The sequence below is a fragment of the Streptomyces sp. NBC_00637 genome (assembly GCF_045161545.1).
Classification (GTDB): domain Bacteria; phylum Actinomycetota; class Actinomycetes; order Streptomycetales; family Streptomycetaceae; genus Streptomyces.
This window is the reverse complement of the sequence record NZ_CP109046.1, coordinates 4,745,765-4,772,384: the sequence shown is the minus strand read 5'-3', so window position 1 is coordinate 4,772,384 and position 26,620 is coordinate 4,745,765. Positions and strand designations below refer to the sequence as shown.

At 73.0% G+C, this 26,620-nt stretch carries 21 protein-coding genes; 11 read left to right on the top strand and 10 right to left on the bottom strand.

Annotation, left to right across the window (positions count from 1 at the left end; all coding sequences use genetic code 11):
- The first annotated feature begins 35 nt into the window (after positions 1-35).
- From OG440_RS20985 to OG440_RS20975, 3 genes are all read left to right on the top strand, one after another.
- Entirely contained in the window at positions 36-1,205 is a 1,170-nt protein-coding gene (locus tag OG440_RS20985; RefSeq protein WP_406008333.1) for a thiolase C-terminal domain-containing protein, read from the top strand.
- Positions 1,206-1,320: 115 nt separating this feature from the next.
- The gene (locus tag OG440_RS20980; RefSeq protein ID WP_406008332.1) at positions 1,321-2,316 is read left to right on the top strand and encodes an expansin EXLX1 family cellulose-binding protein; all 996 of its coding nucleotides are present in this window, start codon (positions 1,321-1,323) and stop codon (positions 2,314-2,316) included.
- Between the two features lie 27 nt (positions 2,317-2,343).
- Positions 2,344-3,009, top strand: coding sequence for a pyridoxal 5'-phosphate synthase (locus tag OG440_RS20975; RefSeq protein ID WP_406008331.1), 666 nt, complete (start codon positions 2,344-2,346; stop codon positions 3,007-3,009).
- Between the two features lie 157 nt (positions 3,010-3,166).
- On the opposite strand, the gene OG440_RS20970 is transcribed toward OG440_RS20975, so the two are convergent.
- Together OG440_RS20970 and OG440_RS20965 are read right to left on the bottom strand one after the other, a co-directional pair.
- Entirely contained in the window at positions 3,167-3,769 is a 603-nt protein-coding gene (locus OG440_RS20970; RefSeq protein WP_406008330.1) for a GNAT family N-acetyltransferase, read from the bottom strand.
- Positions 3,770-3,794: 25 nt separating this feature from the next.
- Positions 3,795-4,214: a Zn-ribbon domain-containing OB-fold protein gene (locus OG440_RS20965; RefSeq protein WP_406008329.1), complete on the bottom strand. Its 420-nt coding sequence runs from the start codon at positions 4,212-4,214 to the stop codon at positions 3,795-3,797.
- 290 nt (positions 4,215-4,504) lie between these two features.
- On the opposite strand from OG440_RS20965, the gene OG440_RS20960 reads away from it, so the two are divergent.
- The 6 genes from OG440_RS20960 (at position 4,505) to OG440_RS20935 (ending at position 13,318) form a co-directional block, all read left to right on the top strand.
- A complete protein-coding gene (locus OG440_RS20960; RefSeq protein ID WP_406011408.1) occupies positions 4,505-6,112 on the top strand; it encodes a subtype B tannase in 1,608 nt (535 codons plus the stop codon).
- Between the two features lie 369 nt (positions 6,113-6,481).
- Complete coding sequence (locus OG440_RS20955; RefSeq protein WP_406008328.1) at positions 6,482-7,672, top strand: flavin-containing monooxygenase; 1,191 nt, start codon at positions 6,482-6,484, stop codon at positions 7,670-7,672.
- 216 nt (positions 7,673-7,888) lie between these two features.
- Positions 7,889-9,409 (top strand): flavin monoamine oxidase family protein, encoded by a 1,521-nt coding sequence (locus OG440_RS20950; protein WP_406008327.1) that lies wholly within the window; start codon positions 7,889-7,891, stop codon positions 9,407-9,409.
- A 165-nt stretch (positions 9,410-9,574) separates the two neighbouring features.
- Entirely contained in the window at positions 9,575-11,800 is a 2,226-nt protein-coding gene (locus OG440_RS20945; protein ID WP_406008326.1) for an acetate--CoA ligase family protein, read from the top strand.
- A gap of 40 nt (positions 11,801-11,840) precedes the next feature.
- Positions 11,841-12,644 (top strand): enoyl-CoA hydratase/isomerase family protein, encoded by an 804-nt coding sequence (locus tag OG440_RS20940; RefSeq protein ID WP_406008325.1) that lies wholly within the window; start codon positions 11,841-11,843, stop codon positions 12,642-12,644.
- 62 nt (positions 12,645-12,706) lie between these two features.
- Positions 12,707-13,318: a flavin reductase family protein gene (locus tag OG440_RS20935; protein WP_406011407.1), complete on the top strand. Its 612-nt coding sequence runs from the start codon at positions 12,707-12,709 to the stop codon at positions 13,316-13,318.
- Positions 13,319-13,352: 34 nt separating this feature from the next.
- On the opposite strand, the gene OG440_RS20930 is transcribed toward OG440_RS20935, so the two are convergent.
- Together OG440_RS20930 and OG440_RS20925 are read right to left on the bottom strand one after the other, a co-directional pair.
- Complete coding sequence (locus OG440_RS20930; RefSeq protein ID WP_406008324.1) at positions 13,353-14,888, bottom strand: multicopper oxidase family protein; 1,536 nt, start codon at positions 14,886-14,888, stop codon at positions 13,353-13,355.
- Between the two features lie 181 nt (positions 14,889-15,069).
- Positions 15,070-16,398 (bottom strand): MFS transporter, encoded by a 1,329-nt coding sequence (locus OG440_RS20925; RefSeq protein ID WP_406008323.1) that lies wholly within the window; start codon positions 16,396-16,398, stop codon positions 15,070-15,072.
- A 71-nt stretch (positions 16,399-16,469) separates the two neighbouring features.
- Here OG440_RS20925 and OG440_RS20920 point away from each other — a divergent pair, with 71 nt between their 5' ends.
- Entirely contained in the window at positions 16,470-17,519 is a 1,050-nt protein-coding gene (locus OG440_RS20920) for a GlxA family transcriptional regulator (RefSeq protein WP_406008322.1), read from the top strand.
- Between the two features lie 1,287 nt (positions 17,520-18,806).
- On the opposite strand, the gene OG440_RS20915 is transcribed toward OG440_RS20920, so the two are convergent.
- The 3 genes from OG440_RS20915 to OG440_RS20905 form a co-directional block, all read right to left on the bottom strand.
- On the bottom strand, positions 18,807-19,856 hold the full coding sequence (locus tag OG440_RS20915) for a Zn-dependent alcohol dehydrogenase (RefSeq protein WP_406008321.1): 1,050 nt from the start codon (positions 19,854-19,856) through the stop codon (positions 18,807-18,809).
- Between the two features lie 22 nt (positions 19,857-19,878).
- Positions 19,879-21,027 carry an acyl-CoA dehydrogenase family protein gene (locus OG440_RS20910; RefSeq protein ID WP_406008320.1) on the bottom strand — a complete coding sequence of 383 codons (1,149 nt, stop codon included), beginning with the start codon at positions 21,025-21,027 and terminating at the stop codon, positions 19,879-19,881.
- Between the two features lie 117 nt (positions 21,028-21,144).
- Positions 21,145-22,059: an SDR family NAD(P)-dependent oxidoreductase gene (locus tag OG440_RS20905; RefSeq protein WP_406008319.1), complete on the bottom strand. Its 915-nt coding sequence runs from the start codon at positions 22,057-22,059 to the stop codon at positions 21,145-21,147.
- A gap of 102 nt (positions 22,060-22,161) precedes the next feature.
- On the opposite strand from OG440_RS20905, the gene OG440_RS20900 reads away from it, so the two are divergent.
- The gene (locus OG440_RS20900) at positions 22,162-23,088 is read left to right on the top strand and encodes a cyclase family protein (RefSeq protein ID WP_406008318.1); all 927 of its coding nucleotides are present in this window, start codon (positions 22,162-22,164) and stop codon (positions 23,086-23,088) included.
- 443 nt (positions 23,089-23,531) lie between these two features.
- Here the strand turns inward: OG440_RS20900 and OG440_RS20895 are convergent, their stop codons facing one another.
- The 3 genes from OG440_RS20895 to OG440_RS20885 form a co-directional block, all read right to left on the bottom strand.
- Positions 23,532-24,026: an ATP-binding protein gene (locus tag OG440_RS20895; protein WP_406011406.1), complete on the bottom strand. Its 495-nt coding sequence runs from the start codon at positions 24,024-24,026 to the stop codon at positions 23,532-23,534.
- 551 nt (positions 24,027-24,577) lie between these two features.
- Positions 24,578-25,462: an acyl-CoA dehydrogenase family protein gene (locus OG440_RS20890; RefSeq protein WP_406008317.1), complete on the bottom strand. Its 885-nt coding sequence runs from the start codon at positions 25,460-25,462 to the stop codon at positions 24,578-24,580.
- A 9-nt stretch (positions 25,463-25,471) separates the two neighbouring features.
- A complete protein-coding gene (locus OG440_RS20885) occupies positions 25,472-26,605 on the bottom strand; it encodes an acyl-CoA dehydrogenase family protein (RefSeq protein WP_406008316.1) in 1,134 nt (377 codons plus the stop codon).
- Between the last annotated feature and the right edge of the window lie 15 nt (positions 26,606-26,620).

Below are 26,620 nucleotides of genomic sequence, written 5' to 3'. Positions count from 1 at the left end.
TCAGGGCACCGGTTATCTGATGTACCGTCAGATCCATGGCATCCGGCACCCGGAAAGTGGCCGTGGTCGGCGTCGCCCTCTCCGACTGCGGCCGAGTGGACGACGCCACCCCCTACGCCCTGCACGCCCAGGCCGCCCGGCGGGCGCTGGCGGACGCGGGGCTCGACCGGTCGCGGGTGGACGGCTTCGCCTCCGCCGGGCTCGGCACGCTGGCCCCCGTCGAGGTGGCGGACTATCTGGGCCTGCGGCCCACCTGGGTCGACTCCACCTCCGTGGGCGGCGCGACCTGGGAGGTCATGGCGGCGCACGCGGCCGACGCGATCGCCGCCGGCCACGCGAACGCGGTCCTGCTGGCGTACGGCTCGACGGCCCGCGCCGACGTGAAGGCGGGCCGCCGCACCGGCACCTTCGCCTTCGGCGGGCGCGGTCCGCTCCAGTTCGAGGTCCCCTACGGCCACACCCTGATCGCCAAGTACGCGATGGCCGCCCGCCGGCACATGCTCCAGTACGGCACGACGATCGAGCAGTTGGCGGAGGTGGCGGTCCAGGCGAGGGCGAACGCGGCCCCGAACCCCGACGCGATGTTCCGCGACCCCGTGACGGTGGACGACGTCCTGTCCGGCCCGATGATCGCCGACCCCTTCACGAAACTGCACTGCTGTCTGCGCTCCGACGGCGGCGCGGCGGTGCTCCTGGCGGCCGAGGAGTACGTACGCGACTGCCGCACGGCGCCGGTGTGGATCCTCGGGACGGGGGAGCACGTCTCGCACGCCTCGATGTCCGAGTGGGACGACTTCACGGTCTCCCCGGCGGCGGTCAGCGGCCGGCTGGCATTCGAGCGGGCGGGACTGCGTCCGGCGGAGATGGACTTCGCCGAGATCTACGACGCGTTCACCTACATGACGCTGGTGACCCTGGAGGACCTGGGCTTCTGCGCCAAGGGCGAGGGCGGCGCGTTCGTGGAGAAGGGACGGCTGACCTTGTCCGGCGCCCTGCCGGTGAACACCGACGGAGGCGGACTCTCGGCCCAGCATCCGGGCATGCGGGGACTGTTCCTGCTGGTCGAGGCGGTACGGCAGCTGCGGGGCGAGGCCGGGGAGCGACAGGTGAGGGCGCCGGACGGCGGCCTGCCCCGGCTGGGCGTCGCCTCCGGGACCGGCGGGTGGTTCTGCTCCTCGGGGACGGTGGTCCTGGGCCGGGAGTGACGGCGGGCACGGCAACCTTTCCGGACGCGGCGGTCACTGAGAAGTCGGAGGCTCTTCCGCCTCCTGGAGCCGCGTTCGCCGGACGTGCTCCGCCGAACCGCGTAAGGATTCATCCGTGGCATCCTCCTCGCACCGCCGATCCCGCCCCGAGAGGCGCGGGGGCCGTGTCCCCGTCGTCACCGTGGTCGCGGTGGCGGCCGTCGCCCTCGTCGTGTCCCTGGTCGTCGCCTTCCGTCCCGACGGCGGGGCGGCGGACGGCGGGGCGCGCGCGGTCGAGCCCGCGGCCGGCGCCCCGGTGAGCGGCTCGCCGACGGCGAGCGGGACCACCGTGTCGCCGTCGCCGAAGCCGAAGCCGTCCTCGGCGTCCCCGAGCGCGACGGCCGGTGCGACGGCCACCGCCCGGGCCACCGCGAAGGGCTCGTCGGGCACCTCGGGCACGTCGGGCGGCTCCTCGGCCGGGTCCGCCGCGCGGGCCGCGTCCGGCACGGCGCCGCAGGCGGGACGGATCCGGCCCGGGGCCGCGTACCAGGGGGTCGCCACCTCCTACGACATCGGCAACGGCGACGGCGCCTGCTCCTACGGCCCGACCTCCGACGTCATGACCGCGGCGATGAACACCGCCGACTACGAGACGTCCAAGGCGTGCGGCGCGTACGTCCTCGTCCGGGCCGGCAGCGGAACGTCGATCACGGTCCGGATCACCAACGAGTGCCCGGCGCCCTGCGAGCCCGGTCAACTCGACCTCAGCCGACAGGCCTTCGCCAAGCTCGCGCCCCTTTCGGCGGGCCGGATCGCGATCACCTGGAGCCTGCTGAGCCCCGCCACCTCCGACACGGTCTCGATCCGCTACAAGACCGGCTCCAGCCAGTACTGGTGCGGGATCCAGGCGATCGGCCACCGCAACCCGCTGGCCCGCCTCGAGGTCCGCACCGGCGCCGGCTGGACCCGCCTGGCGCGCACCGGATACAACTACTTCCTCTCCGAGCAGGGCACCGGCTGCGGCGCCGCGATCCGCCTCACCGACATCTACGGGGAGCGGGTGACGGTCGAGGGGATCGCGGTCCGGGCGAACGTGACGCAGTCGACGCAGGTCCAGTTCGCCCGGCACTGACCGCCCGGGTGACCGCATACTCGCTGCATGGCCAAGGATCTTCATGAGCTGCTGAGATCGCTGCGGGTCTGGGACCCGGAGGTGACCGACCTGCCCCCCTTCGACCCGGAGACGGCGCCCGCCGAACCGCTGTCCCTCTTCACCGACTGGTTCGCGCGGGCGGTGGCGGCGGGCGAGCGGGAGCCGCACACGATGACGCTGTCGACCTCGGACGAGGAGGGCCTGCCCGACGCCCGCATCGTGATGCTGCACGGCGCGGACGCGGACGGCTGGGCCTTCGCGACGCACGCCACCAGCCGCAAGGGCCGCCAGCTCGCCGCCCGCCCGTACGCGGCCCTCACCTTCTACTGGCCGGTGCTCGGCCGCCAGGTCCGGGTACGCGGCCCGGTCACCTCCGCCCCCTCCGAGGAGGCCCAGGCCGACCTGCACGCCCGCTCGACGGGCGCCCTGGCGGCCGCGCTGACGGGACGCCAGAGCGAGATCCTGTCCTCGGCGCAGGACCTGGCGAGGGCGTCGGAGGCCGCCTGGGAACACGCCCGCGAGCACCCGACGGCCGCGTCACCGACCTGGACGCTGTACCGACTGCGCCCGGACGAGGTGGAGTTCTTCCAGGGCGACGCCCGGCGCCGGCACGCACGCCTCAGGTACCGGCGGGGAGCCGGGGCGTGGGACAGGGAGCAACTGTGGCCGTGAGAGCGCCTTGCAGGGGGATCCCTCACGCGTAGGAGGGGGCGGCACTCAGGTGGACGTCGGGCGGCGGCGCTCCTCGCCCGTGCCCTGCCACCTCCCTGCCCCTCCCTGCCCTCACGGCCGCACCCGGGCCGGTGAGCGCCTCCGCGGCACACGACGTTCACGGCGCCTTCGGCTCCGGGTCCGTCGTCAGCCGTCCGTGCAGGTGGACGTCCCGGAAGGCGTCCCGGCGGCCCTCCTCCCACATCGCGCCGCGCAGGGTCCCCTCGTACCGGAATCCGCAGCGCTCGGCGATCCGGCAGGAGGCGTCGTGGCCGAGTGCGTGGCCCAGTTCCAGCCGGTGCAACCCGACGTCGGTGAACGCCCAGTGCGAGGCCAGGAGCAGGGAGCGGGTGGCGACATGCCGGCCGCGCGCCTCCGGGAGGACCCAGTAGCCGACCCTGGCGAAGCTGAGCACGCGGTCGATCATGTTGACGGAGATCTGCCCGAGGACCGTGCCGTCGGCGGTGTCCGTCACGCAGAACGTCCTGGAGCTCCCGGCCGTCGTGTCCGCGGCCCTGGCCGCCAGCGACGCCCGGGCGCCGGCGGTGTCGGTGATCGTCCGCAGCGGGGTGTTCCAGCGCCGGAAGCCGGGGTCGGTGTGTCCGCGCAGCCAGGCGTCCACGTCGGTGGCGGACTCCGGGTCCCAGGGTCGCAGGGTCAGTCCGTGGCCCTGGAGACCGGTGGCGGCAGGCGCCGGGTCCGGCTCGCGTATGTCGGTCATCCGGCCATTGAACACCGCCGGTCTTTCAGGGCGCGGGCCGGAACACCGGGACCCCTTCCCGGAACGCGACCGCGAGCTCCAGCCCGGCCCGCAGTCCTGCCCGCGGGTCCTCCCCCGGCTCCCCGGGGGCGGCGCCCACCACCTCCGTCGACATCCGCGGCCCCTCCGCCAGGTCGACCACCGCCGCGACGTACGGCGTCCGTTCCCCGAAGGGCGGCAGGTCGTTGCGGTGGACGACGGACCAGGTGTAGAGGGTGGCCAGGCCGCTCGCGTCCTCCCAGGCCACGTCCTCGCTCCAGCAGTGCGGGCAGAACTCGCGGGGGTAGTGGTGGGCCCGCCCGCAGGCCCCGCAGCGCCGGATCAGCAGCCGGCCCCCGGCGGCCGCGTCCCAGTACGTGCGGGTGAAGGCGTCGGCCTCGGGGATGTCATAGCGCTTCGCGGACATGAATCTGACGGTACGTCAGCGAATCGATTCCGGGAACCCCGTGCATTTCGCATGAGAGAAGACTGTGCGGCCGCCATGAACCTGTGCGCCGCCCGTGAATGCCCCGCAGATTGTTGACGATTTTGTCGGCCACACCTTACGTTCGCAACCGCAAGCCGGACGACACGCGGCGGCCGACCCCGGCAGTCGGCACCTCGTCGTCGGCGCGCACCGTCGGCTCGCAGTCAGCACGCCATCCGCGAAGGGGCAGCATCGTGAAGCACAGGGCAGTCAAGCGCAGGTCGGTCGTCTTGGGGCTCGGCGCCACCGCCGGCGTCGCGGCAGTGGGCGGCATCGCCCTGAGCGCGCAGGCCTCCAGCGACACGTCGAAGTCCTCGACCTCGGACGCGGGCGCCCTGGCCTTCGACCCGGACGCCTACACGAAGCTCACGACGACCGTCACGGACACCGCCGGCGTCGAGCACTCCGTGACGTACCACTTCTGGAAGGCGATCACCTACGTCACCAAGCCGGTGGACGCCGCCTACCAGTCCCTCGTCGTCAGCGTCCCGGTCGAGATCGACGGCACGGCGGTCGACGCGAGCAACGCGCCGATCCTGTTCGCGAACTCCGTCGGCGGCTACATGCCGTCCTCCGTGGCGGACGCCACCGGGATCGGCGCGGGGGGCATGGGCGGCGGCGGGGGGGCTCCCAGCGGTGCGCCCTCCTCGAGCGCGTCGGCCGGTGCGTCGGCCGCCGCCTCCGCCCCCGGCGCCAACGGCAACACCAACGCCACCGGCGGCGCCCTGGCGAGCAACCAGCTGCTGGCCCTGGCCGCCGGGTACGTCGTCGTCGAGCCCGGCGCGCGTGGCCGTACGAACAAGAACGCGGCCGGCGAGTACTACGGCGTGGCACCCGCCGCGATCGTCGACCTCAAGGCCGCCGTGCGGTACGTGCGGGCCAACAAGGGAGTCATCCCCGGCGACACCGACCGCATCGTGTCCGCCGGCACCAGCGCGGGCGGCGCGCTCTCCTCGCTGCTCGGCGCGTCCGGCGACAGCCCGCTCTACGCCGAGTACCTCGAGGAGCTCGGCGCGGCCGACGCCTCCGACGCGATCTTCGCGACCGGCGCCTGGTGCCCGATCACCGACCTGGAGCACGCCGACGGCTCCTATGAGTGGAACTGGGGCGGCAACGCCCTCAGCACCGGCAAGCAGGTCGACCAGACGGTGTCGAAGACGCTCCGGTCGCAGTTCGCCGAGTACCAGGCCGGGCTGAAGCTCAAGGGCCTCGGCGGCTTCGGCACGCTCAACGCCCGCAACTACGACGAGTACCTGGTCAAGCAGTACCTGGAGCCGTCGGCCACCACCTACCTGGCGGCCCTCTCCGACACCGACCGCGCGACCTACCTCGCCGCCAACACCTTCATCACCTGGAAGAACGGCAAGGCCACCTTCACCTGGGCCGACTTCCTCACCCACGTCGGCGCCCGCAAGAAGGACACCCCGGCGTTCGACCCCTTCGACCTGTCGTCGGGCGAGAACAACGAGTTCGGCACGGGCACGACCCTCGCCCGTCACTTCACGGCGTTCGGCCAGAAGAACGACACCACCGGGCTCACCTCCACGCGGCTCGACAGCGACATCCCCGAGTTGCTGCGGCTGATGAACCCGATGTACCACCTGGTCGACAAGCCCAACCAGGGCCGCACCAAGCACTGGTGGATCCGCCTCGGCACCAAGGACTCCGACACCTCGCTGACGGTCGCCGCCAACCTGGCCGCCGCCGCGGCCGGCCTCGGCGACGACGTCAACCACCTCTACTACTGGGACCAGGGCCACGGCGCCAACACCGACCCGGGCGACTTCATCACCTGGATCGCCAAGGTGACGGGCCACAGGACCAAGGTCGAGAAGTAGGTTTCCGCGCGCCTCCCCGCCCGTCCGGGAGGCACCCCGAACGCGGCGGTGCCGGTTTCCCGTCACAAGTGACCGGCACCACCGCACGCGACGACGTCCGTTTCCCGTCATGAGTCACCGACGCCGTTCGCACGCGACGCCCGACCCCAGCGCACCTGGGCCGGGCGTCGCACCGTTTTCCCACGGCATCCGCGCCGCCGCCCCACCCGGGGCCCTCGCCACGATTCCCCACCGCCTCGCCCCGTCGCACACAACCAAGTGGCCTACGTCACCGGTCCTCCCCGCACTTCCCCCATGCGTGATCGATCCGCAACCAATTCCGGTCTTGACCGAGACCCATCAACGGTCCGCGTGATTACGCTCGCGCTCATGGAAGACTCCGCACCCCGCCCGACCCCTCAGGCGATCACCACCGCGAACCCCGCCGACCGCCCCGTCTACGTCATCGGCGGCGGTCCCGGTGGTCTCGCCACCGCGTACGCGCTGCGTGCCCAGGGCATACGGGCCGTCGTCGTGGAGAAGTCCGACGGGGTCGGCGCGTCCTGGCGGCGCCATTACGACCGGCTGCATCTGCACACCACCCGGCGCCTTTCGGCCCTGCCCGGGCTGTCGATGCCCCGCCGGTTCGGCCGGTGGGTGGCACGCGACGACATGGTGCGCTACCTGGAGAAGTACGCCGAGGTGCACGAGCTGGAGATCGTCACCGGCGTCGAGGTCTCCCGCGTCGAGCGCACCCCGGACGGCACCGGCTGGCTGCTGCACGCCACCGGGGGACGGGAACTCGCGGGCTCGGCGGTGGTCGTCGCCACCGGCTACAACCACACCCCGCACCTGCCCGACTGGCCGGGGCGCGAGGCGTTCACGGGCGAGCTGGTGCACGCCGCCGCCTACCGCAGCGGCAAGGAGTACGCCGACCGGGACGTCCTCGTCGTCGGCGTCGGCAACACCGGCGCCGAGATCGCCGTTGACCTGGTGGAGAGCGGTGCGGCCCGGGTGCGGCTGTCCGTGCGCACCGCCCCGCACATCGTGCGCCGTTCGACGGCCGGCTGGGCCGCGCAGTACACGGCCGTGCTGGTCCGGCGGCTGCCGGTCCGGCTCGTGGACCGGCTCGCGCGGCCGATGGCCAGGCTCAGCGTGCCGGACCTGTCGGCGCACGGTCTGCCCCGCCCCGACAGCGGCCTCTACTCCCGCGTCAGGGAGGGGGCCATCCCGGTGCAGGACGTCGGCCTGATCGACGCCGTGCGCAAGGGCAGGGTGGAGGTCGTGGCCGCCGTGGCGGGCTTCGGGGAAAGCGGCGGGATCGTCCTCGCCGACGGCTCGCGGATCACCCCGGAGGCGGTCGTCGCCGCCACCGGTTACGTCCGCGCCCTGGAGGACCTGGTCGGCCACCTCGGGGTGCTCGACGACCGCGGCAGACCCGTCGGCCACGGCGCCCGCGCCCCGAAGGACACCCCCGGCCTGTACTTCACGGGCTTCACCACCCCCATCAGCGGCACGCTCCGCGAGCTGGCGATCGACGCGGAGAAGATCGCGAAGGCCGTACGCCGCCACCTCCGGTAGTCCGGCCCGGCAGGCCGGGGCACCGGCTCCCGCCTGCCGGCTTCCCCCGGCCTGTCCTTCCGCTCTCCTCAACTCCCGTCATCTCGCTGCCCGTTACACCTGTGTCGGATGTGGCGAGAACGTTGTCCCGTGCCCTCTCACGGAGCCAGAATGTGAGCCCTGTTCATCTTTCTGGTTCCACCCCCGCTCGCTCCCGAAGCTCGACGGAGGACGCACGTGGCAAGTGAAAGACAGCACCCCCGCCGGTCCGGTGAAGGCGGCCTGTCCCGCCGTTCCCTGCTCGGCCGCACCGCCGCCGTGGCCGCCGGCGCCACCGCTCTGACGGCGACCGCCGCCGGGACGGCCGCCGCGGCCACCACCCGGGACGTGGACGTCGCGATCGTCGGCGGCGGACTCGCCGGCCTCACCGCGGCCCGCGACCTCGTGGCCGCCGGCCGGACGGTCACCGTCCTGGAGGCCCGCGACCGCGTGGGCGGCCGGGTCGTCAACCTGCCCCTGGCGGGCGGCGGAGTCACCGAGGGCGGCGGTGAGTTCATCGGCCCCACCCAGGACCGCATCAAGGCGCTCGCCGACTCCCTGGGCGTGGCCACCTTCGCCACCTACAACACCGGCAAGAACCTCCTCTACAAGGACGGCAAGAAGACCCCGTACGCCACCGACGGCCTCCTCGGCTCGGTCCCGCCCGTCGATGTGGCCGGCCTCGCCAACGCCGCGATCGTGCAGGCCTCGCTGGACGACATGGCCAAGCAGGTGCCGGTCGACGCGCCCTGGACCGCCGCCAAGGCCGCCGAGTGGGACAAGCAGACCTTCGAGAGCTGGCTGAACGCCAACGCGGTGGTCCCGTCGGCGAAGTTCCTCCTCGACGTGGCCTGCACCTCGATCTTCTCGGCCGAGCCCCGCGAACTCTCGCTCCTCTTCGTCCTCTTCTACATCGCGGCCGCCGGCAACGCCTCGACCCCCGGCACCCTGGAACGCCTCACCGAGACCGCGAACGGCGCCCAGGAACAGCGCTTCGTCGGCGGCTCCCAGCTGGTGCCGATCAAGCTCGCCGCCACCCTCGGCGACCGGGTGGTGGTGAACGCCCCGGTGCGCACGATCACCCGCTCCGGCGGCAAGTACGTCGTCACCGCCGACGGCATCACCGTCACCGCCCGGCGGGTGGTCGTCGCCGTGCCCCCGCCGCTCGCCGCCCGCATCCAGTACGACCCGCTGCTGCCCGCCGCCCGCGACCAGCTCACCCAGCGCCTGCCGATGGCCTCGGTCGGCAAGGCGATCGCGATCTACGACACCCCCTTCTGGCGGGCGGACGGCCTGAACGGCCAGGTCGTCAGCGACACCGGGGTGATCAGCTCCACCTTCGACAACTCCCCGCCCGACGCCTCGTACGGCGCGCTGATGGGCTTCATCGAGGCCGACGAGGCCCGCAAGCTGGACGCCGCGAGCGAGGCGGAGGTCAGGGCGGCCGTACTGAAGGACTACGTGACGTACTTCGGCGAGAAAGCCGCCTCCCCTTCCTCCTTCGTCCTGCAACGCTGGAACAACGAGGCCTACACCCGCGGCGGCCCCGTCTCGATCGCCGCGCCGGGTGTCCTGACGCAGTACGGCCCGGCCCTGCGCGCACCGGTCGGCGGGATCCACTGGGCCGGGACGGAGACCTCCGTCTACTGGATGGGCTTCATGGACGGAGCCGTACGGTCGGGCGAGCGGGTGGCGAAGGAGGTGCTGGCGGCGCTGTAGTCGCGGTCCGCGTCCGCGGGCCGTCCGCTCCTTTCTGTGTGCACGACCATTCCTGACACTCCGTCAGGTATGTAATCTGACAGAGCGTCAGTTACTTGGCGGTCACTCATGACGGCCACATCCATGGCAGTCACACATGGCAGTCACACAGGAGCGGGCGGACCGATGCTTGGATCAACCCACGGCACCCTCACCACCGACTCCCGCCGGGCCCGGGTCATCGCGTGCGGCGAGCACCCCGGGCCCGCCGTCCACGGCCGGCCGGCCGAGGCGGACGACCTCGACGTCAGCGGCCGTCCGCTGTACGCGGACGTCCCCGATCTGGACCGGTTCTTCCGGCCGGAGTCGGTCGCGGTCATCGGCGCCTCGGACGCCGAAGGACGCCCGAACACCGGTGTCACCCGGCAACTGGTGGACTGGGCGGAGCGGGTGGGGGCGCGGCTGCATCCCGTGCACCCCACCCGCGCGAGCGTCTTCGGCCTGCCCTGCTCGCCGTCCGTGGCCGACCTGCCCGAACAGGTCGACCTGGCCGTCCTGCTGGTCGCCGACCCGCTGCCGGTCATCGAGCGGCTCGCCGAGACGAAGGTGAGGTTCGCCGTCGTCTTCGCCTCCGGATTCGCCGAGACCGGCGAGGAGGGCGCGGCCGCGCAGGCCCGGCTCGCGGCGGCGGTGGCCCGCTCGGGCATCCGTCTGCTCGGCCCCAACACCAACCTCAACGCCTTCGAGCGGTTCCGCGACGATCTCCCGGGCCCGTCGATCGCGCTGATCACCCAGTCCGGCCACCAGGGCCGCCCGGTCTTCGCCCTCCAGGAACTCGGCATCCGCCTCTCCCATTGGGCGCCGACCGGCAACGAGGCCGACCTGGAGACCGCCGACTTCCTCTCCTACTTCGCCGAGCGTCCCGAGGTCGGCGCGATCGCCTGTTACGTGGAGGGGCTGAAGGACGGCCGGTCCTTCCTCCTCGCCGCCGACCGGGCCGCCCGGCGCGGGGTCCCGGTCGTCGCGGTCAAGGTCGGCCGCACCGAGACCGGCGCCCGGACCGCCGCCTCCCACACCGGCAAGCTGACCGGCGCGGACGAGGTCGTCGACGCGGCGATGCGCCAGTACGGCGTGATCCGGGTGGACGGTCTCGACGAACTCCAGGACACCGCGGCCCTGTTGGCCCGCGCCCGGCCGCCGCAGGCCGACGGCGTCGTCGTCTACTCGATCTCGGGCGGCACCGGCGCCCACGCGGCCGACCTGGCGACGGCGGCGGGCCTGAGCCTGCCGACCCTGTCGGCGGACCGGCAGGCGCGGCTGCACCAGTGGATCCCCGGGTACCTGAACGTGGCCAACCCGATCGACAACGGCGGGCACCCGGTGGGCGACGAGCGCGGCCGGAAGATCATCGACGCGATCCTCGACGACCCGGCCGTCGGCGTCCTGATCTGCCCGATCACCGGCCCGTTCCCCCCGTTGAGCGACCGCCTGGTCCAGGACCTGGTGGACGCGGCGGAACGGACGGACAAGCTGGTGTGCGTGGTCTGGGGCTCGCCGGTGGGCACCGAACCGGCCTACCGCGAGGTCCTGCTGGGCTCCTCCCGGGTGGCGACCTTCCGCACCCTCGCCAACTGCGTCTCGGCCGTCCGCGCGCACCTCGCACACCACCGCTTCGTGAACGACTACCACTCCCCCTTCGACCAGGCCCCGCGCACCCTGTCCCCGTCCTTCCGCAAGGCACAGCTGCTGATGCGGCCGGGACAGCAGCTGAGCGAGCACGCGGCGAAGCAGCTGCTGCGGGCCTACGGCATCCGGGTCCCGCGCGAGCAGCTGGTGACCAGCGCGGCGGCCTCGGTGCGGGCGGCGGGGCTGGTCGGCTACCCGGTGGTGATGAAGGCGTCCGGCGGGCAGATCGCCCACAAGACCGAGCTGGGCCTGGTGAAGGTCGGCCTGACCTCGGCCAGCCAGGTCCGGGACGCCTACCGCGAACTGACCGACATCGCGCGCTACGAGGGGGTCGCGCTGGACGGCGTCCTGGTGTGCCAGATGGTCGAGCGGGGCGTGGAGATGGTGGTCGGCGTGACCCACGACGAGCTGTTCGGCCCGACGGTGACGGTGGGCCTCGGCGGGGTCCTGGTGGAGGTCCTGCGGGACGCCGCCGTACGTGTGCCGCCGTTCGGCGAGGACCAGGCCCGCGACATGCTGGCCGAACTGCGCGGAAGGGCACTGCTGGACGGCGTGCGGGGCCGTCCTCCGGCCGATCTGGACGCCCTTGTCGAGGTGATCCTGCGCGTGCAGCGGATGGCGCTGGAGCTGGGCGACGACCTCGCCGAACTCGACATCAACCCGCTGGTCGTCCTGCCCTGCGGACAGGGCGCGGTGGCGCTGGACGCGCTGGCGGTGTGCCGGTGAGGACCCTGTCACCGCCGAGAGCCGGAAACGGAGCGTGACCGTGCCCGAGTCCGATCCCGAGCCGTCGATCCTTCACCGGTCCGACGACCACGTCACCCACCTCACCCTCGACCGTCCCGCATCCCTCAACGCCCTCACCCCCGGCATGCGGGACCAGCTGATCGACCTCCTCGCGCGGGCCTCGGCCGACCCGGACGTCCGGGCCGTGGTCCTCACCGGCACCGGTCGCGGCTTCTGCGCGGGAGCGGATCTGCGGGGCGGCTCCGCGGGCGGCGAACGGGTCGCCGGGGACGTGAGCCGGACGCTGCGTCTCGGCGCGCAGCGGCTGATCTGCGCCGTGCTCGACTGCGAGAAGCCGGTGATCGCCGCGGTGAACGGCACGGCGGCCGGCCTGGGCGCGCACCTCGCGTTCGCCTGCGACCTGGTGCTGGCGGCGGAATCGGCCAGGTTCATCGAGGTGTTCGTCCGCCGGGGTCTGGTCCCGGACGGCGGCGGCGCCTATCTCCTCCCCCGGCTGATCGGCCCCCGGCGGGCCAAGGAGCTGATGTTCTTCGGCGACGCGCTCACCGCGCCGGACGCCGAACGCCTGGGCCTGGTCAACCGGGTGGTCGCGGACGCCGAACTGGACAAGACCGCCCGCGCGTGGGCGGCCCGCCTGGCCGCCGGCCCCACCCGTGCCCTGTCGCTCACCAAGCAGCTGGTCAACGCCTCCCTGGACGCCGACCGGGCCGGCGCCTTCGCCGCCGAGGCCGCCGCGCAGGAGATCAACATGACGACGGCGGACGCCCGGGAGGGCCTCACGAGCTTCGTGGAGCGACGCGAGCCCGGGTTCCGGGGCCGCTGACGTGGTCCCGGCTGCCGCGACCCTTCCTATCTGACATGCCGTCAGTTTCAATGGAACACATGATGGGACATGTGGGCATGGCGGCCGCGGCCGTCCGTTACCTCAGGGCCGACCACCCGGTCGAGGCACTGCCGCGCCCGGAGCTGCGCTGTGTCCGCGAGGACGAACGCGCACCGGTGGACCCGGGCGAGTTCCGGCGGGTGCTGGGCAGCTTCGCGTCGGGCGTGACGGTCGTGACGGCACCGGCCGTCGAGGGCGAGGACGTCGGCGTGGGCGGAGGCGCGGGTCCCGCCGGCTTCGCCTGCCAGTCCTTCTCCTCCCTCTCCCTCGATCCGCCGCTGGTCGCGTTCATGGTCGGCCGCACCTCCACGACCTGGCCGCGCATCGCCCGCGCGGGCGTCTTCTGCGTCAACGTGCTGAGCGCCCGCCAGGCCGGTCTGTGCCGGGCCTTCGCGGCGAGCGGCACCGACAAGTTCGCCGGTGTCGCCCACGACGCGGCCCCGGTCTCGGGGGCGCCCCGCCTCACCGGCACCCTCGCCTGGATCGACTGCGCGGTCCACGCCGTCCACACCGGCGGCGACCACCTCGTCGTCGTGGGCCGGGTGAACGCCCTGGGGACGGGCGAGGGGGCGGACGAACCGCCCCTGCTGTTCCACAAGGGCCGCTTCCTCTGAGCGGTGGCGGCCGGTACGCCCCGCTCGCCGCACGTCAGCTCACGTAGTCGACGATCTGCATCATGCCCTCGTCTCCGTGCTGGAGCTGATGGCAGTGCAGCATGGAGCGGCCGGTGAAGTCCTCGGCGCGCAGCCGGAAGGTGACCGAGCCGTTCGGCGGGATGCCGACGGTGTCGTGCCAGACCGGCGTGGCCAGCCGGCGGTTGTCGACCGCAGTGACGAGGAAGTGGTTGGTGTGCAGGTGGAAGGGGTGATGGCTGTGGGCGTGGGAGTCGTTGACGACGGTCCACTCCTCGACCTCGCCCAGCCGGACGCGCTGGTTGACGAAGTCAACCGCCATGCGGCCCCAGGCGAGGTCGCGGCGGCCGGCCGCCGGATCGGCGGGCGGGGTCTCGCCGTCGCCCAGGATGCGGTAGGCGTTCGGGAAGGCGCCTGAGAAGACGTTCTCGTAGCTGCGGAAGATCAGGGTCCGGCTACGGGTGGGCTCGGGCAGGCTGGTGGGCCTGCCCGGCAGGCGGGCCGGCAGCGACATCTCGCGGGGCTCTCCGGTGACGACGAGCGTCAGCAGGGTCTGCGAGGGGCCGCCGCCGGACAGCTTGTAGGTGCCGGGCTCGCCCCCGCGGACCAGCAGGTCGACCCGCCCGCCCATCGGCAGCGTCACTCCGGTGCTGGCGACCGGTTCCATGAAGGTGATGCCGTCGCAGGCGATCTGGTACAGCTCGTGCCCGCGCAGGCTCAGGAAGTGAGCGGTGATCGCTCCGGCGTTGACGACCCGCCAGCGCTGGACCTCCCCCGGCGCGATGGTCAGCACGGGATTCTTCGCGCCGTTGACCAGGAACGTCGAGACGATGCCCTCGTAGGCGCCGTGTGACGTCAGGTCCGGCACCCGGCCGTCGGCCAGCTTGAGCTCGTTGATGCAGACGACGACGTCCTTGGCGGCGGCGATCTCGGGCACCTCGTCGACGTCCCCCTCGACGACGAGGACACCTCCCATGCCGTTCAGCAACTGGGTCGCCGTGGAGCCGTGATGGTGCGGGTGGTACCAGAACGTACCGGCCGGATGATCCGGCGGAACGTCGACAGCGCTGCGGTGGGTGGTGGTCTTCCCCGCCGTGTCGGAGGGCTCGAACACGCGGTAGATGTTGTCCGACTCGCCCGTGGGGTCCACGTGCATGCCGTGGGTGTGCAGGTTGAAGGTGTTGAAGTGATGCGGGAGGTTCATGTCCTGGTGCGCCGCCGCCGCGGCGTCGTTCGGCGGCAGCGCGTTGACGTGCGTGATCTCGAGCGAGTCTCCCGGACGCACCCGCAGCGTCGGCCCGGGGATCGTCCCTTCGTAGGTGCGCGTGGTGACCGTGCCGACCCCGGGGATCATCCGTTCGGTGAACCCGACGGTCAGACGGGTCTCCAGCCGCCCGGTGTCCGGCGCCGTGCCGCGGATCTCCGGCTGCGGGAAGGAAGCGGCGGTCTCCTGTCGTGCCACCGCTCGCGGACTCGCCGCCAGGCCGGTCATGACCGCCCCGGCAGCGACCGGCAGGCACTTGAGCACGCCACGACGGGCCAGAGAAGTCACGTATCGCCTCCATGGGCAGAGAGCAGCGGAGAACAGCGGACGGCAACGAACGGCAAGGAACGGCAGAGCGACGACACGGAGGCCGCACGACGCAGCCATCCGTGTCGAAATGCACCCATATCGTACGTAAAGGAGCTCCGAAACCGCCTTCGCCTCACCGGCCCCGCCGCCGGTCCTCGGCTCAAACGGCCACCGGGACGGGGAGCACCGGCCGCCGCCGGATCACCAGCGCCATCAGCGCCGCCGCGGCGCACAGCGCCCCCGACGCGTACCAGACCATGTCGTACGAGCCGAACGCGTCCCGCGCCAGACCGCCCAGGAAGGCCACCAGAGCCGCGCCCACCTGGTGGGATGCCAGGACCCAGCCGAAGACGATGGCGCTGTCGTCGCCGTACTGCTCGCGGCACAGGGCCAGGGTCGGCGGGACCGTGGCGACCCAGTCGAGGCCGTAGAACACGATGAAGAAGAGCATCGGCGGGTGCACGGAAGGGGCCATCAGCATCGGCAGGAACAGCAGCGAGACACCCCGCAGCGCGTAGTACACAGCCAGCAGGCGGCGCGGCTCGAAGCGGTCGGTGAACCAGCCGGAGGCGATCGTGCCGACCACGTCGAAGACACCGATGACCGCGAGCAGCGAGGCAGCCGCCGTGATCGGCATGCCGTGGTCGTGGGCGGCGGGCACGAAGTGGGTCTGGATCAGGCCGTTCGTGGAGGCGCCGCAGATCGCGAAGGTCCCGGCCAGCAGCCAGAACGGACCCGTGCGGACCGCCGAGGAGAGCACCCGCAGGGTGCGGCGCGCCGCGCCCTGCACGGGGGCCGGCTTCGGGACGAACTCCGTCGCGCCGTACGGCTTCTGGTCCACGTCCGCCGGATGGTCCCGCAGCAGCAGCCACACGAAGGGGACGACGGCCAGCGCGGCCAGGGCGACCGTGACCGCCGCGGGGCGCCAGTCGTACCGCGTGATCAGCCAGGACAGCAGCGGCAGGAAGATCAGCTGGCCGGAGGCGGAGGCCGCGGTCAGGATGCCGGTGACCAGACCCCGGCGCTCGGTGAACCAGCGGTTGGTGACCGTCGCGGCGAAGGCGAGCGCCATCGAGCCCGAGCCGAGGCCCACCAGCAGGCCCCAGTACAGCAGCAGCTGCCAGGCCGCCGTCATCCAGACCGTCAGGAGTGAGCCGGCCGAGATCACGGTGAGGGCCACCGCGACGACCCGCCGGATCCCGAACCGGTCCATCAACGCCGCCGCGAACGGGGCGGTGAGGCCGTACAGCGCCAGGTTGACCGAGACCGCGGCACCGATCGTGCCGCGTGACCAGCCGAACTCCTGGTGCAGCGGGTCGATGAGCAGGCCTGGCAGCGAACGGAAGGCCGCCGCGCCGATGATCGTGACGAAGGTGACGGCGGCGACGAACCAGGCGCGATGGATCCGGCCGCGGCGGCGGCCGGCGACACGGTCGGAGAGGGGCTGCTGGTCCTCGGCGGACGCCGGGGTTTCGGTTGTCTGGGTCACGTCACAGAGCCTCCGATACCGGGCCCCGGCAGGCGAGTGGCCCGAGGGACAGCATTCGCTAGGATCGGGCCATGGCCGCACCGCACGCAGTCTCCCGCCATCGCGTCGTCGTCCTCGCCCTGGACGGGCTGATGCCCTTCGAGCTGGGCATTCCGCAGCGCATCTTCGGCAAGGCGCGCGACGCCGCGGGCCGCCGCCTGTACGACGTCGTCACCTGCTCCGTCCGGCCGCCGGGCCCCGTCGAGACGGACGCCGACTACGCCGTCCTGGTCGGCAACGGCCCCGAGGCACTGGCCACCGCCGACACCGTCGTCGTCCCCACCTCCTACGAGCTGGGCCCCGTCTACGAGCAGGGCGTGCTCACCCCCGAACTGGCCGCCGCCCTCGCCCACGTGCGCCCCGGCACCCGCCTCGTGTCGATCTGCACCGGCGGATACGTCCTCGCCGCCGCGGGCCACCTGGACGGCCGCCCGGCCACCACGCACTGGATGCACGCCGAGCACTTCCAACGGCTCTTCCCGAAGATCCGGGTCGACGCGGACGTGCTGTTCATCGACGACGGCGACGTCCTCACCTCCGCCAGCGTGGCGGCCGGGATCGACCTCTGCCTCCATCTCCTGCGCCGTGACCACGGCGCGGCGGTCGCCAACGACGTGGCCCGCCGTACGGTCGTACCGCCGCACCGCGACGGCGGCCAGGCGCAGTACATCGAGCGCCCCGTGCCCGACCCGCAGCAGGCGACCACGACCGCCGCCCGCGCCTGGGCGCTGGGCCGCCTGCACGAGCCGATCCAGCTGCGCGACATGGCCGAGCAGGAGGCCATGTCGGTACGGACGTTCACCCGCCGCTTCCGCGAGGAGGTCGGCATCAGTCCCGGCCAGTGGCTCACCCAGCAACGGGTCGAACGGGCCCGGCACCTGCTGGAGTCCAGCGAGCGGTCCGTCGACCAGATCGCGCGGGACGCCGGTTTCGGTACCGCCCAGTCGATGCGGCAGCACCTACAGGCGGCCCTCGGGGTCACACCGACCGCGTATCGCCGCACCTTCCGCACCGTCCGCACCGGGAGCGGCGAGCCCGGCGAGAGCGGTGGTCACGGCGTCTTCGGCGCCGCCCTGCGGTGACGTCCCGGCGGTGCGCGCCTCGCCCCACCAGCCGACCGCCGTGAGCAGCATGGTCACCCCGACGCCGGCCAGCATCGCCGTCGACGGGGCGACCACTCTCAGCAGCGCCCCGGCGAGGGAGCCCGTCACCGCGTACCCGGCGCCCGCGGCCGCGTACATGACGGAGTACCCCGCGGCCAGGGCATCGGGCGGCAGCGCCTCGCGCAGGGACAGGTTGCGGGTGAGCATCGCGCCGGACTGGAGCGTGCCTCCCACGGTCAGCGCCACGGCGATCCCCGCCGCGCCCGGGGCCAGCGCGGCGGACGTCACGCAGACCGAGGTCCCCGCCATCAGCACCACGCTGCGGGTGCGCAGCCGTCCCGGCCAGGCCCGCAGACCGTAGGCGAACGCGCCGAGCCCGCCGCCCACCGCCATCCCGGTCAGCAGCGGACCCGACCAGCCGACGCCCACGCCGCGCTGTTCGAGCAGCGCGGGAAGGACGAGTTCGGCGAGCCCAAGCAGGGTGAGGCTGGCCGCCCCGGTCACGTACACCGGCCAGGCACCGGCCAGGAGGCTCAGCGACGACGCGCCCGCGCGTTTCCCGCCCCGCGGGTCGCCGGGGTCCCCCGCGTCCCCCGTGCCGGGCGCGCCCCAGGCCGCCGGGAGCAGCCACAGGCCCGCGACCGACCCGGCCATCAGGGCGGCCGCGAGGAGCAGCGGGACGCGCGGTGCGACGCCGAGGGCCAGACCGGCGACCGCCGCCGGGGAGACGGCCCACACCCCGGCCGTCAGCATCGACTCGACGGACAGCGCCTGTGCCGCGGCCCGCTCCGGAACCAGCGCGGTGAGCAGGGTGCGCAGCCCTCCGGTGGCGGCGGCCGGGGCGGCACCGGCCACGGCCGCGAACCCGCCGAGAACCAGCGGATGCGCGGCCGGGAACGCCCCGAGCCCCGCGAATCCGGCCGCCCCGGCCGCCAGCCCGGCGGCCAGCTGGACGCGGGCCCGCTCGGGGCGCAGCCGCATCCCGAGGACGGGGGCGCCCACGATCTCACCGACGACGTAGGCGGCCGCGAGGATCGCGCCCCACGAATAGCCGCCGGGACGCTCGCGCACCAGGAACACCAGCGCGAGCGGCGCCATGGCGACCGGCATACGGGCGCCGACCGCGGTGCAGCACCAGACCAGCACCTGTCTGTTGGCGACGTCGCGGTAGGTCATGCGAGAACCGTAGGGTGCGGCACCGACACCGCCCCAAGGGTTTTCCGGTCAGCCGGACGCGGCTTTGCGGAGGACTGACGGGCTGTCCGGTCAGAACGTGAGCACCGCTCGCGCCACCCTCCCCGCCTCCGCGTCCGCCGCGGCCTTGGCGAAGTCCTCCACCGGGTAGGTGTCCGTCACCAGTTCGTCGAGCAGCAGGCGACCGGCCCGGTACAGGTCGGCGTACAGCGCGATGTCCCGCTGCGGGCGCGACGAGCCGTACCGGCAGCCCATGATCGACTTGTCCAGGTACATCGACGAGACCAGGAAGGAGGCCTCGGCGGTGGCCGGCGGGACCCCGAGGAGGACCGCCTGGCCGTGCCGGTCCAGCAGGTCGATCGCCTGCCGGATCAGCTCGATCCGGCCGACGCACTCGAAAACGTGGTCGGCGCCCGTGGGCAGCGACTCCCGCACCGCGTCCGTCGAGGTCAGGAAGTCGGTGGCGCCGAACTGCCGGGCCACCGCCTCCTTCGCCGGGTTCGCGTCCACCGCGACGATCCTCGACGCGCCCGCGATCCGCGCCCCCTGCACCACGTTCAGCCCGATCCCGCCCGTCCCGATGACGACGACGCTCTCCCCCTGCCCCACCCGCGCGCGGTTGAGCACGGCCCCGACCCCGGTCAGCACCCCGCACCCGATCAGCGCGGCGGACGTGAGCGGGAGGTCCTTCGGGATCCGGACCGCCTGGACGGCCTTCACCACCGTGCGCTCGGCGAAGGCGGAGTTGGACGCGAACTGGTACACCGCGCCTCCCGCGCGCGTGAAGGGCTTGCGCGGGCGCCCGATGGCCTGCCGGCACATCGTCGGGCGGCCGCGGTCGCACTGCGCGCACGTACCGCAGTTGGCGAGCGTGGACAGCGCGACATGGTCCCCCGGCACCACATGGGCGACCCCCGCGCCGACCGCCTCGACGACCCCCGCGCCCTCGTGCCCGAGGACGACGGGCGCCGGGAAGGGAATCGTCCCGTCGACGACCGAGAGGTCGCTGTGACACAGCCCGGCCGCCGCGATCGCGACGAGCACCTCACCCGGCCCCGGATCGCGGACGGCCAGATCGTCGACGACCTCGGCCCGCTTACCGTCGAACACCACGCCTCGCATCGCGTTCCCTCCGTCCCGTCCGCTATCCCTTGGGCTGCCGGGGCAGGCCCAGCACCCGCTCGGCGATGATCGTGCGCTGGATCTGGTCCGAGCCGCCGTAGATGGTGTCGGCCCGGGAGAACAGGAACAGGTGCTGCGCGTCGTCGAGTTCGTACGGCGAGGACGGTGACCAGTCGGCGGGCCCGGCACTCGCCGCCGCCCCCCGCACCTGCACCGCCAGCTCCCCCAGCCGCTGGTGCCAGCCCGCCCACAGCAGCTTCGCCACGCTGGGCGCGCCCGGCCCGCCGGAGCCCCCCAGCGTCCGCAACGCGTTCCACCGCATGGTGCGCAGCTCGGCCCACAGCCGCACCAGCCGCTCGCGTACGACGGGGTCGTCGGCCGCGCCGGTCCGCACCGCCGTCCGCACGACCCGCTCCAGTTCCTGCGCGAAGCCGATCTGCTGGGCGAGGGTCGACACCCCGCGTTCGAAGCCGAGGAGGCTCATCGCCACCCGCCAGCCGTCGCCCGCCGCGCCGACGACGTGCTCCACGCGCGCGTGCGCCCCGTCGAAGAAGACCTCGTTGAAGTCGCTGGTGCCGGTCAGTTGCCGGATGGGCCGTACCTCGATCCGTCCCGGCTGGTCCATGGGCAGCAGGAGAAAGGTCAGCCCGTGGTGCCGTCCGGACTCCGGCTCGGAGCGGGCGAGCACGAAGCACCAGTCGGCCTCGTGGGCGAGGGAGGTCCAGATCTTCTGTCCGGTGACGCGGTACGACCGCCCGTCGGGGCCGGGTTCGGCCTTGGTACGGATTCCGGCGAGGTCGGACCCTGCGCCCGGCTCGCTGTACCCCTGGCACCACAGTTCGGTGCCGGCGGCGATCGGCGGCAGGAAGCGCGCCTTCTGCTCCGCCGTGCCGTGCACGAGGAGGGTCGGCGCGAGCAGGTTCTCCCCGATGTGGCCGGAGCGGGCCGGGGCCCCCGACCGCGCGTACTCCTCGGCCCACGCGACCTGTTGGGTGAGGGTCGCGCTCCGGTTGCCGTACCCGCCTTCCCCCCACCCGAGTCCGATCCACCCGGCCGCACCGAGCGCCCGCTCCCAGGACCGCCGGTCGCCGGCTCGCGGAGCGTGCTCGGCAAGCCAGTTCCGCGCCTCGGCCCGGAACGAGTCGTCCGCCGCCGTGAATCCGAAATCCACGTTCCCCTCCTCGAGTCAGGGCCGACCGATGCTCCCCAGGGGCGCGGGGAACTGCGCGACCAGCCACCACGCACGCACCGCACCCGCACCCGCACCGCCGAACCACGCGTCCGCGAGCTACTGGGCGTTGGGCCGACTCCCGTCCCGCGCGGCCCGCGCCATCTCGTCCAACCGCGCGAGCATCGGCATCGGATCCACCCCGACGGTCCCCGGCAGCGCATCGGCGATGGTCTCCGGCGTCCAACCGCCGGAGGCGTACGCCGAACGCAGTTCCCTCGGCTGTGCCCACACCGCGATCTTCGGCCCCGCGACGGTGTACACCTGCCCGGTGACCTGGGCGTCCCGCGCCCGGTCCGACAGCAGATACACCACGAACGCCGCCACGTCCTCGGGCTCACCGATCTCCGCCAGCTCCGTGGGCACGCCCGCGGACATCCGCGTACGGGCCACGGGGGCCACCGCGTTGGCCGTCACGCCGTACTTGTGCAGGCCCAGTGCGGCGCTTCGCACGAGCGAGATGATCCCGCCCTTGGCGGCGCTGTAGTTGGCCTGCGAGACCGAGCCCTGGTGGTTGCCGCTCGTGAAGCCGATCAGGGTGCCGGAGCGCTGTCCGCGCATCACCGCCGAGGCGGCCCGGAACACGGTGAAGGTGCCCTTGAGATGGGTGGCGACGACGGGGTCCCACTCCTCCTCGGACATGTTGAACAGCATCCGCTCCCGCAGGATCCCGGCCACGCACACGACGCCGTCGAGCCGTCCGTACGAGGTCAGCGCGGTGTCGACGACCCGCTGTCCACCGGCCATCGTCGAGATGTCGTCGGCGACGGCGACCGCCTCCCCGCCCGCCGCCTCGATCTCCTTGACGACGGTTTCGGCGATCTCGCTGGTGGGCGAGGCGCCGTCCACCGAGACCCCGTAGTCGTTGACGACGACCAGGGCGCCCTCGGCCGCGGCCGCGAGCGCCACCGCCCGCCCGATGCCTCGTCCCGCCCCGGTGACGGCGACGACCTTGCCGGTCAGGAAGTTCCCCACGTCCGGCCCCCTCCCGCAGTTTCTGACGGACCGTTAGATTTGAGATTCGAGGTCTAGATTGACCCGTCCGTCGGTCGGGGACAAGCCCCGGGGAGGCACGGAATGACACTGCCGGTCGAGTTCCACGACATCGCCAAGCGCGTCAACAACTGGGGGCGCTGGGGGGCCGACGACGAGATCGGCACCCTGAATTTCATCACCGACGACGTCGTCCGCGCGGCCGCCGCCGAGATCCGCACCGGCCGCCGCGTGCCGCTCGCGCTGCCCCTGCGCGAGGACGGCGTGCAGACCGGGCTGATCCCGGGGCGGGTCAACCCCCTGCACGCCATGGTGCAGATCAACCAGGAGATCTTCGGTCCGGGCACGGTGGCGTGCAGCGACGACTCCGTGACCATGGGCCTCCAGGCCGGCACCCACTGGGACGCGCTGACCCACGTCTCGCACTCGGGGAAGCTCTACAACGGCCGGCCGGCCGGCACCGTCACCGCGCACGGCGGCGCCGAGTTCAGCGGCATCGACAAGGCGCGGCACGTGGTCTCGCGCGGGGTGCTGCTGGACGTGGCACGCGTGCGTGGCGTCGACCGGCTGGACGGCGGGCACGCGGTCACCCCGCAGGACCTGGCGGCGGCCGAGGAGCTGGCCGGCACCAAGGTGCGCGCCGGCGACATCGTGCTCGTACGGACCGGGCAGATGCAGGTCTACCTGGCGGGCGACAAGCAGGGGTACGGCTACCCGTCACCGGGGCTTTCGGTCCGTACGCCGGAGTGGTTCCACGCGCGCGAGGTGGCGGCGGTCGCCAACGACACCCTCACGTTCGAGATCTTCCCGCCCGAGATCGACGACCTGTGGCTGCCGGTGCACGCGCTCCACCTGGTGGAGATGGGCATGCTCCAGGGCCAGAACTGGAATCTCGAAGAGTTGTCCACAGCCTGTGGACAAACCGGCCGCTACGCGTTCCTGCTGTCGGCGATGCCCGAGCCGTTCGTCGGCGGGACGGGGACTCCGGTGGCCCCCGTGGCGGTGCTGTAGAACGGGCGCCCCCCTCACGTCGGCTGGCGGCGCGCGGCTGTCCGCCCCGAGCACGGCACCGCGCACCGCCATCCGACTCCGGCGCACCCTCCCCCACTCCCGGCATCGCCCGAGCGGGAGGGACCCCCACCGACTCCCCTCGGCCCTGAGGGAACCGGCGCCGAATCACGACCCACACTCGCCGAGAGCCTCCGTCACCGAAGCCCTCGCCGTCCCCTCACGGCGAATCGCTGACCACAAGCGTGATCAAATGGACACGCCTCGTCAACACCTGAACGGCGATTTATTACGTACGTCCCCTTTGCGATGGGCGCGCACGGAAGCACAGCCGGGCGCACCGATGCCGATCGGGACCGTTCGCGACAGCGCTTTCTGCGCCCCTGCACCGCGGCCCACGGGGCGCTCCACACCCGTGCGCCCTGGCCCGCCGCCCCCGTCGCCGGTCAGGCGACCTCGTACGCGAGCCCTCCGTAAGCCGGTTCGGGCGTCACCGGGCCCGCGCTCCGGCACTCTTCCGCGCCCCCGTGGTCCGTCTCGGCCCCACCGGGCCGCGCACAGCGGTCCAGTTCGCACCAGATGCGCTTGCCCGCACCCTCGACGCTCCAGCCCCAGCGGTCCGCCAGGCAGTCGACGAGGGCCAGACCACGGCCTCCGGTCGCCTCGTCGCCGGCACACCGGGGCACGGGGGCCCGGTCGCTGGTGTCGGCCACCTCCAGGCGGACGGTGGACGGCTCGGCCGTCCCGCCCGGCAGGGAGAGCCGCAGCACGGCCGGACAGCCGGTGTGCACCACGGCGTTGGTGACCAGTTCCGAGACGAGCAGGATCAGCGTCTCGGCGAGCGGCTCCTCGTCCCCTATCCCGGACCCGGCGAGGCGCGAACGGGCCCACCTGCGGGCGCGCCCCACCTCAGCGGGGTCGGGCCGGATCTCCAGCTGCACTTGAAGCACCTGCACCGCTCACACCATCCGAACCGGCGGACACATGGCCGTGCGCCACGCAAGCCACGCGAGCCGCGTGTGCACCATGACGACGGGGGCCACGATCGTAGCCATTTTCTGCATGGCCAGAACAACAGCCAGAGGCAGGGTGACGGAACGTGAATCCCTTACGAGACAGCTTGGTTGACATACAGTCACCTCAACAAGCGCTTCGGGCATATTCCAGCGCGAAGGAGTACCCGTGCGGCATACTGTGCGACGCTCGTTGCGGGGAGTCGAACAGGCGGGCGCGAGAAGCCCGTCCGCCCTGCGAGCGGCGGCGCGCACCGCCGGATCCGGCACCGCCCCAGGGGCACCGCCGGCATGGCTCATGCTCGGAACCACTCGCATCCCACAGAAGGTACCGGAGAGGTCCGCCGACTCCGGGCCGTGACGGGTCACGCATCGGACACAACCCGGTCTCAACGCTCCGTGATTCCGGTATGCCACAATCCGCGACAGCCGTGCGGCCGTGCGCGCGGCACGCACGCCGTCACCGCAGGCGCGTGCCGCTAACGCCCCGCTCCCGACAGCAGGTCGGCCGCGAGCAGCTCCTCACTCTCCGTGCCGCCGCCCGCACGCCGGGTGCGCAGCCAGGCCCGCTTGAGCAGCAGATGCACGTCCGCCTCCCAGGTGAAACCCATCCCGCCGTGCACCTGGAGGCAGTCGCGCGCGCCGCGCACGGCGGCCTCGTCGGCGAGCAGCCGGGCGGCCGCGATGTCGGCCGGGTCGGCGGTGACGGCGGCGGCGTAGACCGCCGCGCGGGCCACCTCGACCCGCACCAGCAGTTCCGCGCACAGATGCTTGACCGCCTGGAAGGCCCCGATCGGCTGCCCGAACTGCTCGCGCGCCCGGGCGTGTTGCACGGCCAGCTCGCACGCGCGCGTGGCGGTGCCGAGCTGCTCCGCCGCGGTGAGGAGGACGGCGACCGGATCGGCGGCGGCCGAGACGCCCGGTACGCGGTGCAGCGGCGTCAGCGGGTCCACCGACCGCAGCGGCACGGCCCCGCCGGTCTCCCCGCACACGACGTCCGCCTCCGTCATCCACTCCACCAGCCCGCCGGCGTCCACGGCCGCCACGACGGTCTCGCCCTCGGCCGCGCCGGGCACGTGGCCCGCCGCGAGGTGGGTGGCCACGAGCGGCCCCGGCAGCAGGGCCCGGCCGGCCTCCTCGAAGGCCAACACGGTCTCGGGCAGCCCGAGTCCGACCCCGCCGTCCGCCTCGGGCAGCCGCAGGGCGAAGAACCCGGCCGCCCCCAGCTCCCGCCACAGCGCCCGGTCCAGCCGCCCCGGCCGGTCCACCGCGGCCCGCAGCGCCGCCCGGTCGAAGCGGCGCGTCAGCAGAGCGCGCACCCCGTCCCGCAGCGCCCGCTGGTCCTGCGTCGGTCGAAAACGCATGGCGGCCGTTCACCGTCCCTTCGGCAGGCCGAGGATCCGCTCGGCCACGATGTTCCGCTGGATCTGCGAGGTGCCGGCCGCGATGGTGTACGAGAGGGAGGAGAGCCGGTCGTGGACCCACGGGTGGTCGAGATCCAGGGAGTCGTCGCCCAGGACGTCCGCGGCCACGTCGTACAGCTCCTGGCGGGCCTGCGAGTACCTCAGTTTGAAAACCGAACCCCCGACGCCCGGCAGACCGCCCTTGGCCTCCGCCTCGCTCACGTTCCACTGCGTCAGCCGCCACAGGGCCCGGAACCCGGCGTTGAGGGCGCCCAGCCGCCGCCGCAGGACGGGATCGTCCCAGCGTCCGTTCCTCCGTGCCTCCACGGCGAGTTCGCCCAGCACGCGCCGGCAGGCGACGACCTCGCCCACGAAGGCGGTGCCGCGCTCGAAGGACAGGGTCACCATCGTGACCCGCCAGCCATCGTTCTCGTCCCCCACCCGATGGCCGGCAGGCACCCGCACCTCGTCGAGGAACATCTCGGCGAACTCGGCGGACCCGGCCAGGGTGCGCAGCGGCCGTACGGTGATGCCCGGGGCGTCCATGGGCATGGCCAGCCAGGTGATGCCCCGGTGTCTGGGTGCCGCCGGGTCCGTGCGGACCAGCAACTCGCACCAGTCGGCGACCTCCGCGTGCGAGGTCCAGATCTTGGACCCGCTCACCACGTAGTCGTCGCCGTCGCGCCACGCGCGCGTGCGCAGCGCCGCGAGGTCCGACCCGGCGTCCGGCTCGCTGAAGCCCTGGCACCACACCTCCTCGCCGCGCAGGATGGGCGGCAGCCAGCGTTCGCGCTGGCGCGCCGTTCCCTCGGCGGCGATCGTCGGCCCGGCGTGCAGCAGCCCGACGAAGCCGGCCCCCACATAGGGCGCGCCCGCCCTCTCCGTCTCCTCCAGGAAGATCAGGCGGACGCCCGGCGGGGCCTGCCAGTGCACGTCGGCGTAGCCCGCGTCGTGCAGCGTCCGCTGCCAGCCGAGGTCGTAGGCGCGGCGGCCGGGCCAGTCGTCCGGGGACGGCTTCGGCGGGAGCGTGGGCAGCACCTTGCCGAGCCACTCGCGCAGCCGGGCCCGGTACTCCGCGTCCTCGGGGCTGTCCGCGAGGTCCATGGTCGTGATCCCCCC

Excerpts from the sequence above, each read along its gene's own strand:
- OG440_RS20985 (WP_406008333.1), top strand. The coding sequence starts at position 36 with ATGGCATCCGGCACCCGGAAAGTGGCCGTGGTCGGCGTCGCCCTCTCC.
- OG440_RS20975 (WP_406008331.1), top strand. The coding sequence starts at position 2,344 with ATGGCCAAGGATCTTCATGAGCTGCTGAGATCGCTGCGGGTCTGGGAC.
- OG440_RS20970 (WP_406008330.1), bottom strand. The coding sequence starts at position 3,769 with ATGACCGACATACGCGAGCCGGACCCGGCGCCTGCCGCCACCGGTCTC.
- OG440_RS20965 (WP_406008329.1), bottom strand. The coding sequence starts at position 4,214 with ATGTCCGCGAAGCGCTATGACATCCCCGAGGCCGACGCCTTCACCCGC.
- OG440_RS20955 (WP_406008328.1), top strand. The coding sequence starts at position 6,482 with ATGGAAGACTCCGCACCCCGCCCGACCCCTCAGGCGATCACCACCGCG.
- OG440_RS20945 (WP_406008326.1), top strand. The coding sequence starts at position 9,575 with ATGCTTGGATCAACCCACGGCACCCTCACCACCGACTCCCGCCGGGCC.
- OG440_RS20935 (WP_406011407.1), top strand. The coding sequence starts at position 12,707 with ATGGGACATGTGGGCATGGCGGCCGCGGCCGTCCGTTACCTCAGGGCC.
- OG440_RS20920 (WP_406008322.1), top strand. The coding sequence starts at position 16,470 with ATGGCCGCACCGCACGCAGTCTCCCGCCATCGCGTCGTCGTCCTCGCC.
- OG440_RS20915 (WP_406008321.1), bottom strand. The coding sequence starts at position 19,856 with ATGCGAGGCGTGGTGTTCGACGGTAAGCGGGCCGAGGTCGTCGACGAT.
- OG440_RS20900 (WP_406008318.1), top strand. The coding sequence starts at position 22,162 with ATGACACTGCCGGTCGAGTTCCACGACATCGCCAAGCGCGTCAACAAC.
- OG440_RS20890 (WP_406008317.1), bottom strand. The coding sequence starts at position 25,462 with ATGCGTTTTCGACCGACGCAGGACCAGCGGGCGCTGCGGGACGGGGTG.
- OG440_RS20885 (WP_406008316.1), bottom strand. The coding sequence starts at position 26,605 with ATGGACCTCGCGGACAGCCCCGAGGACGCGGAGTACCGGGCCCGGCTG.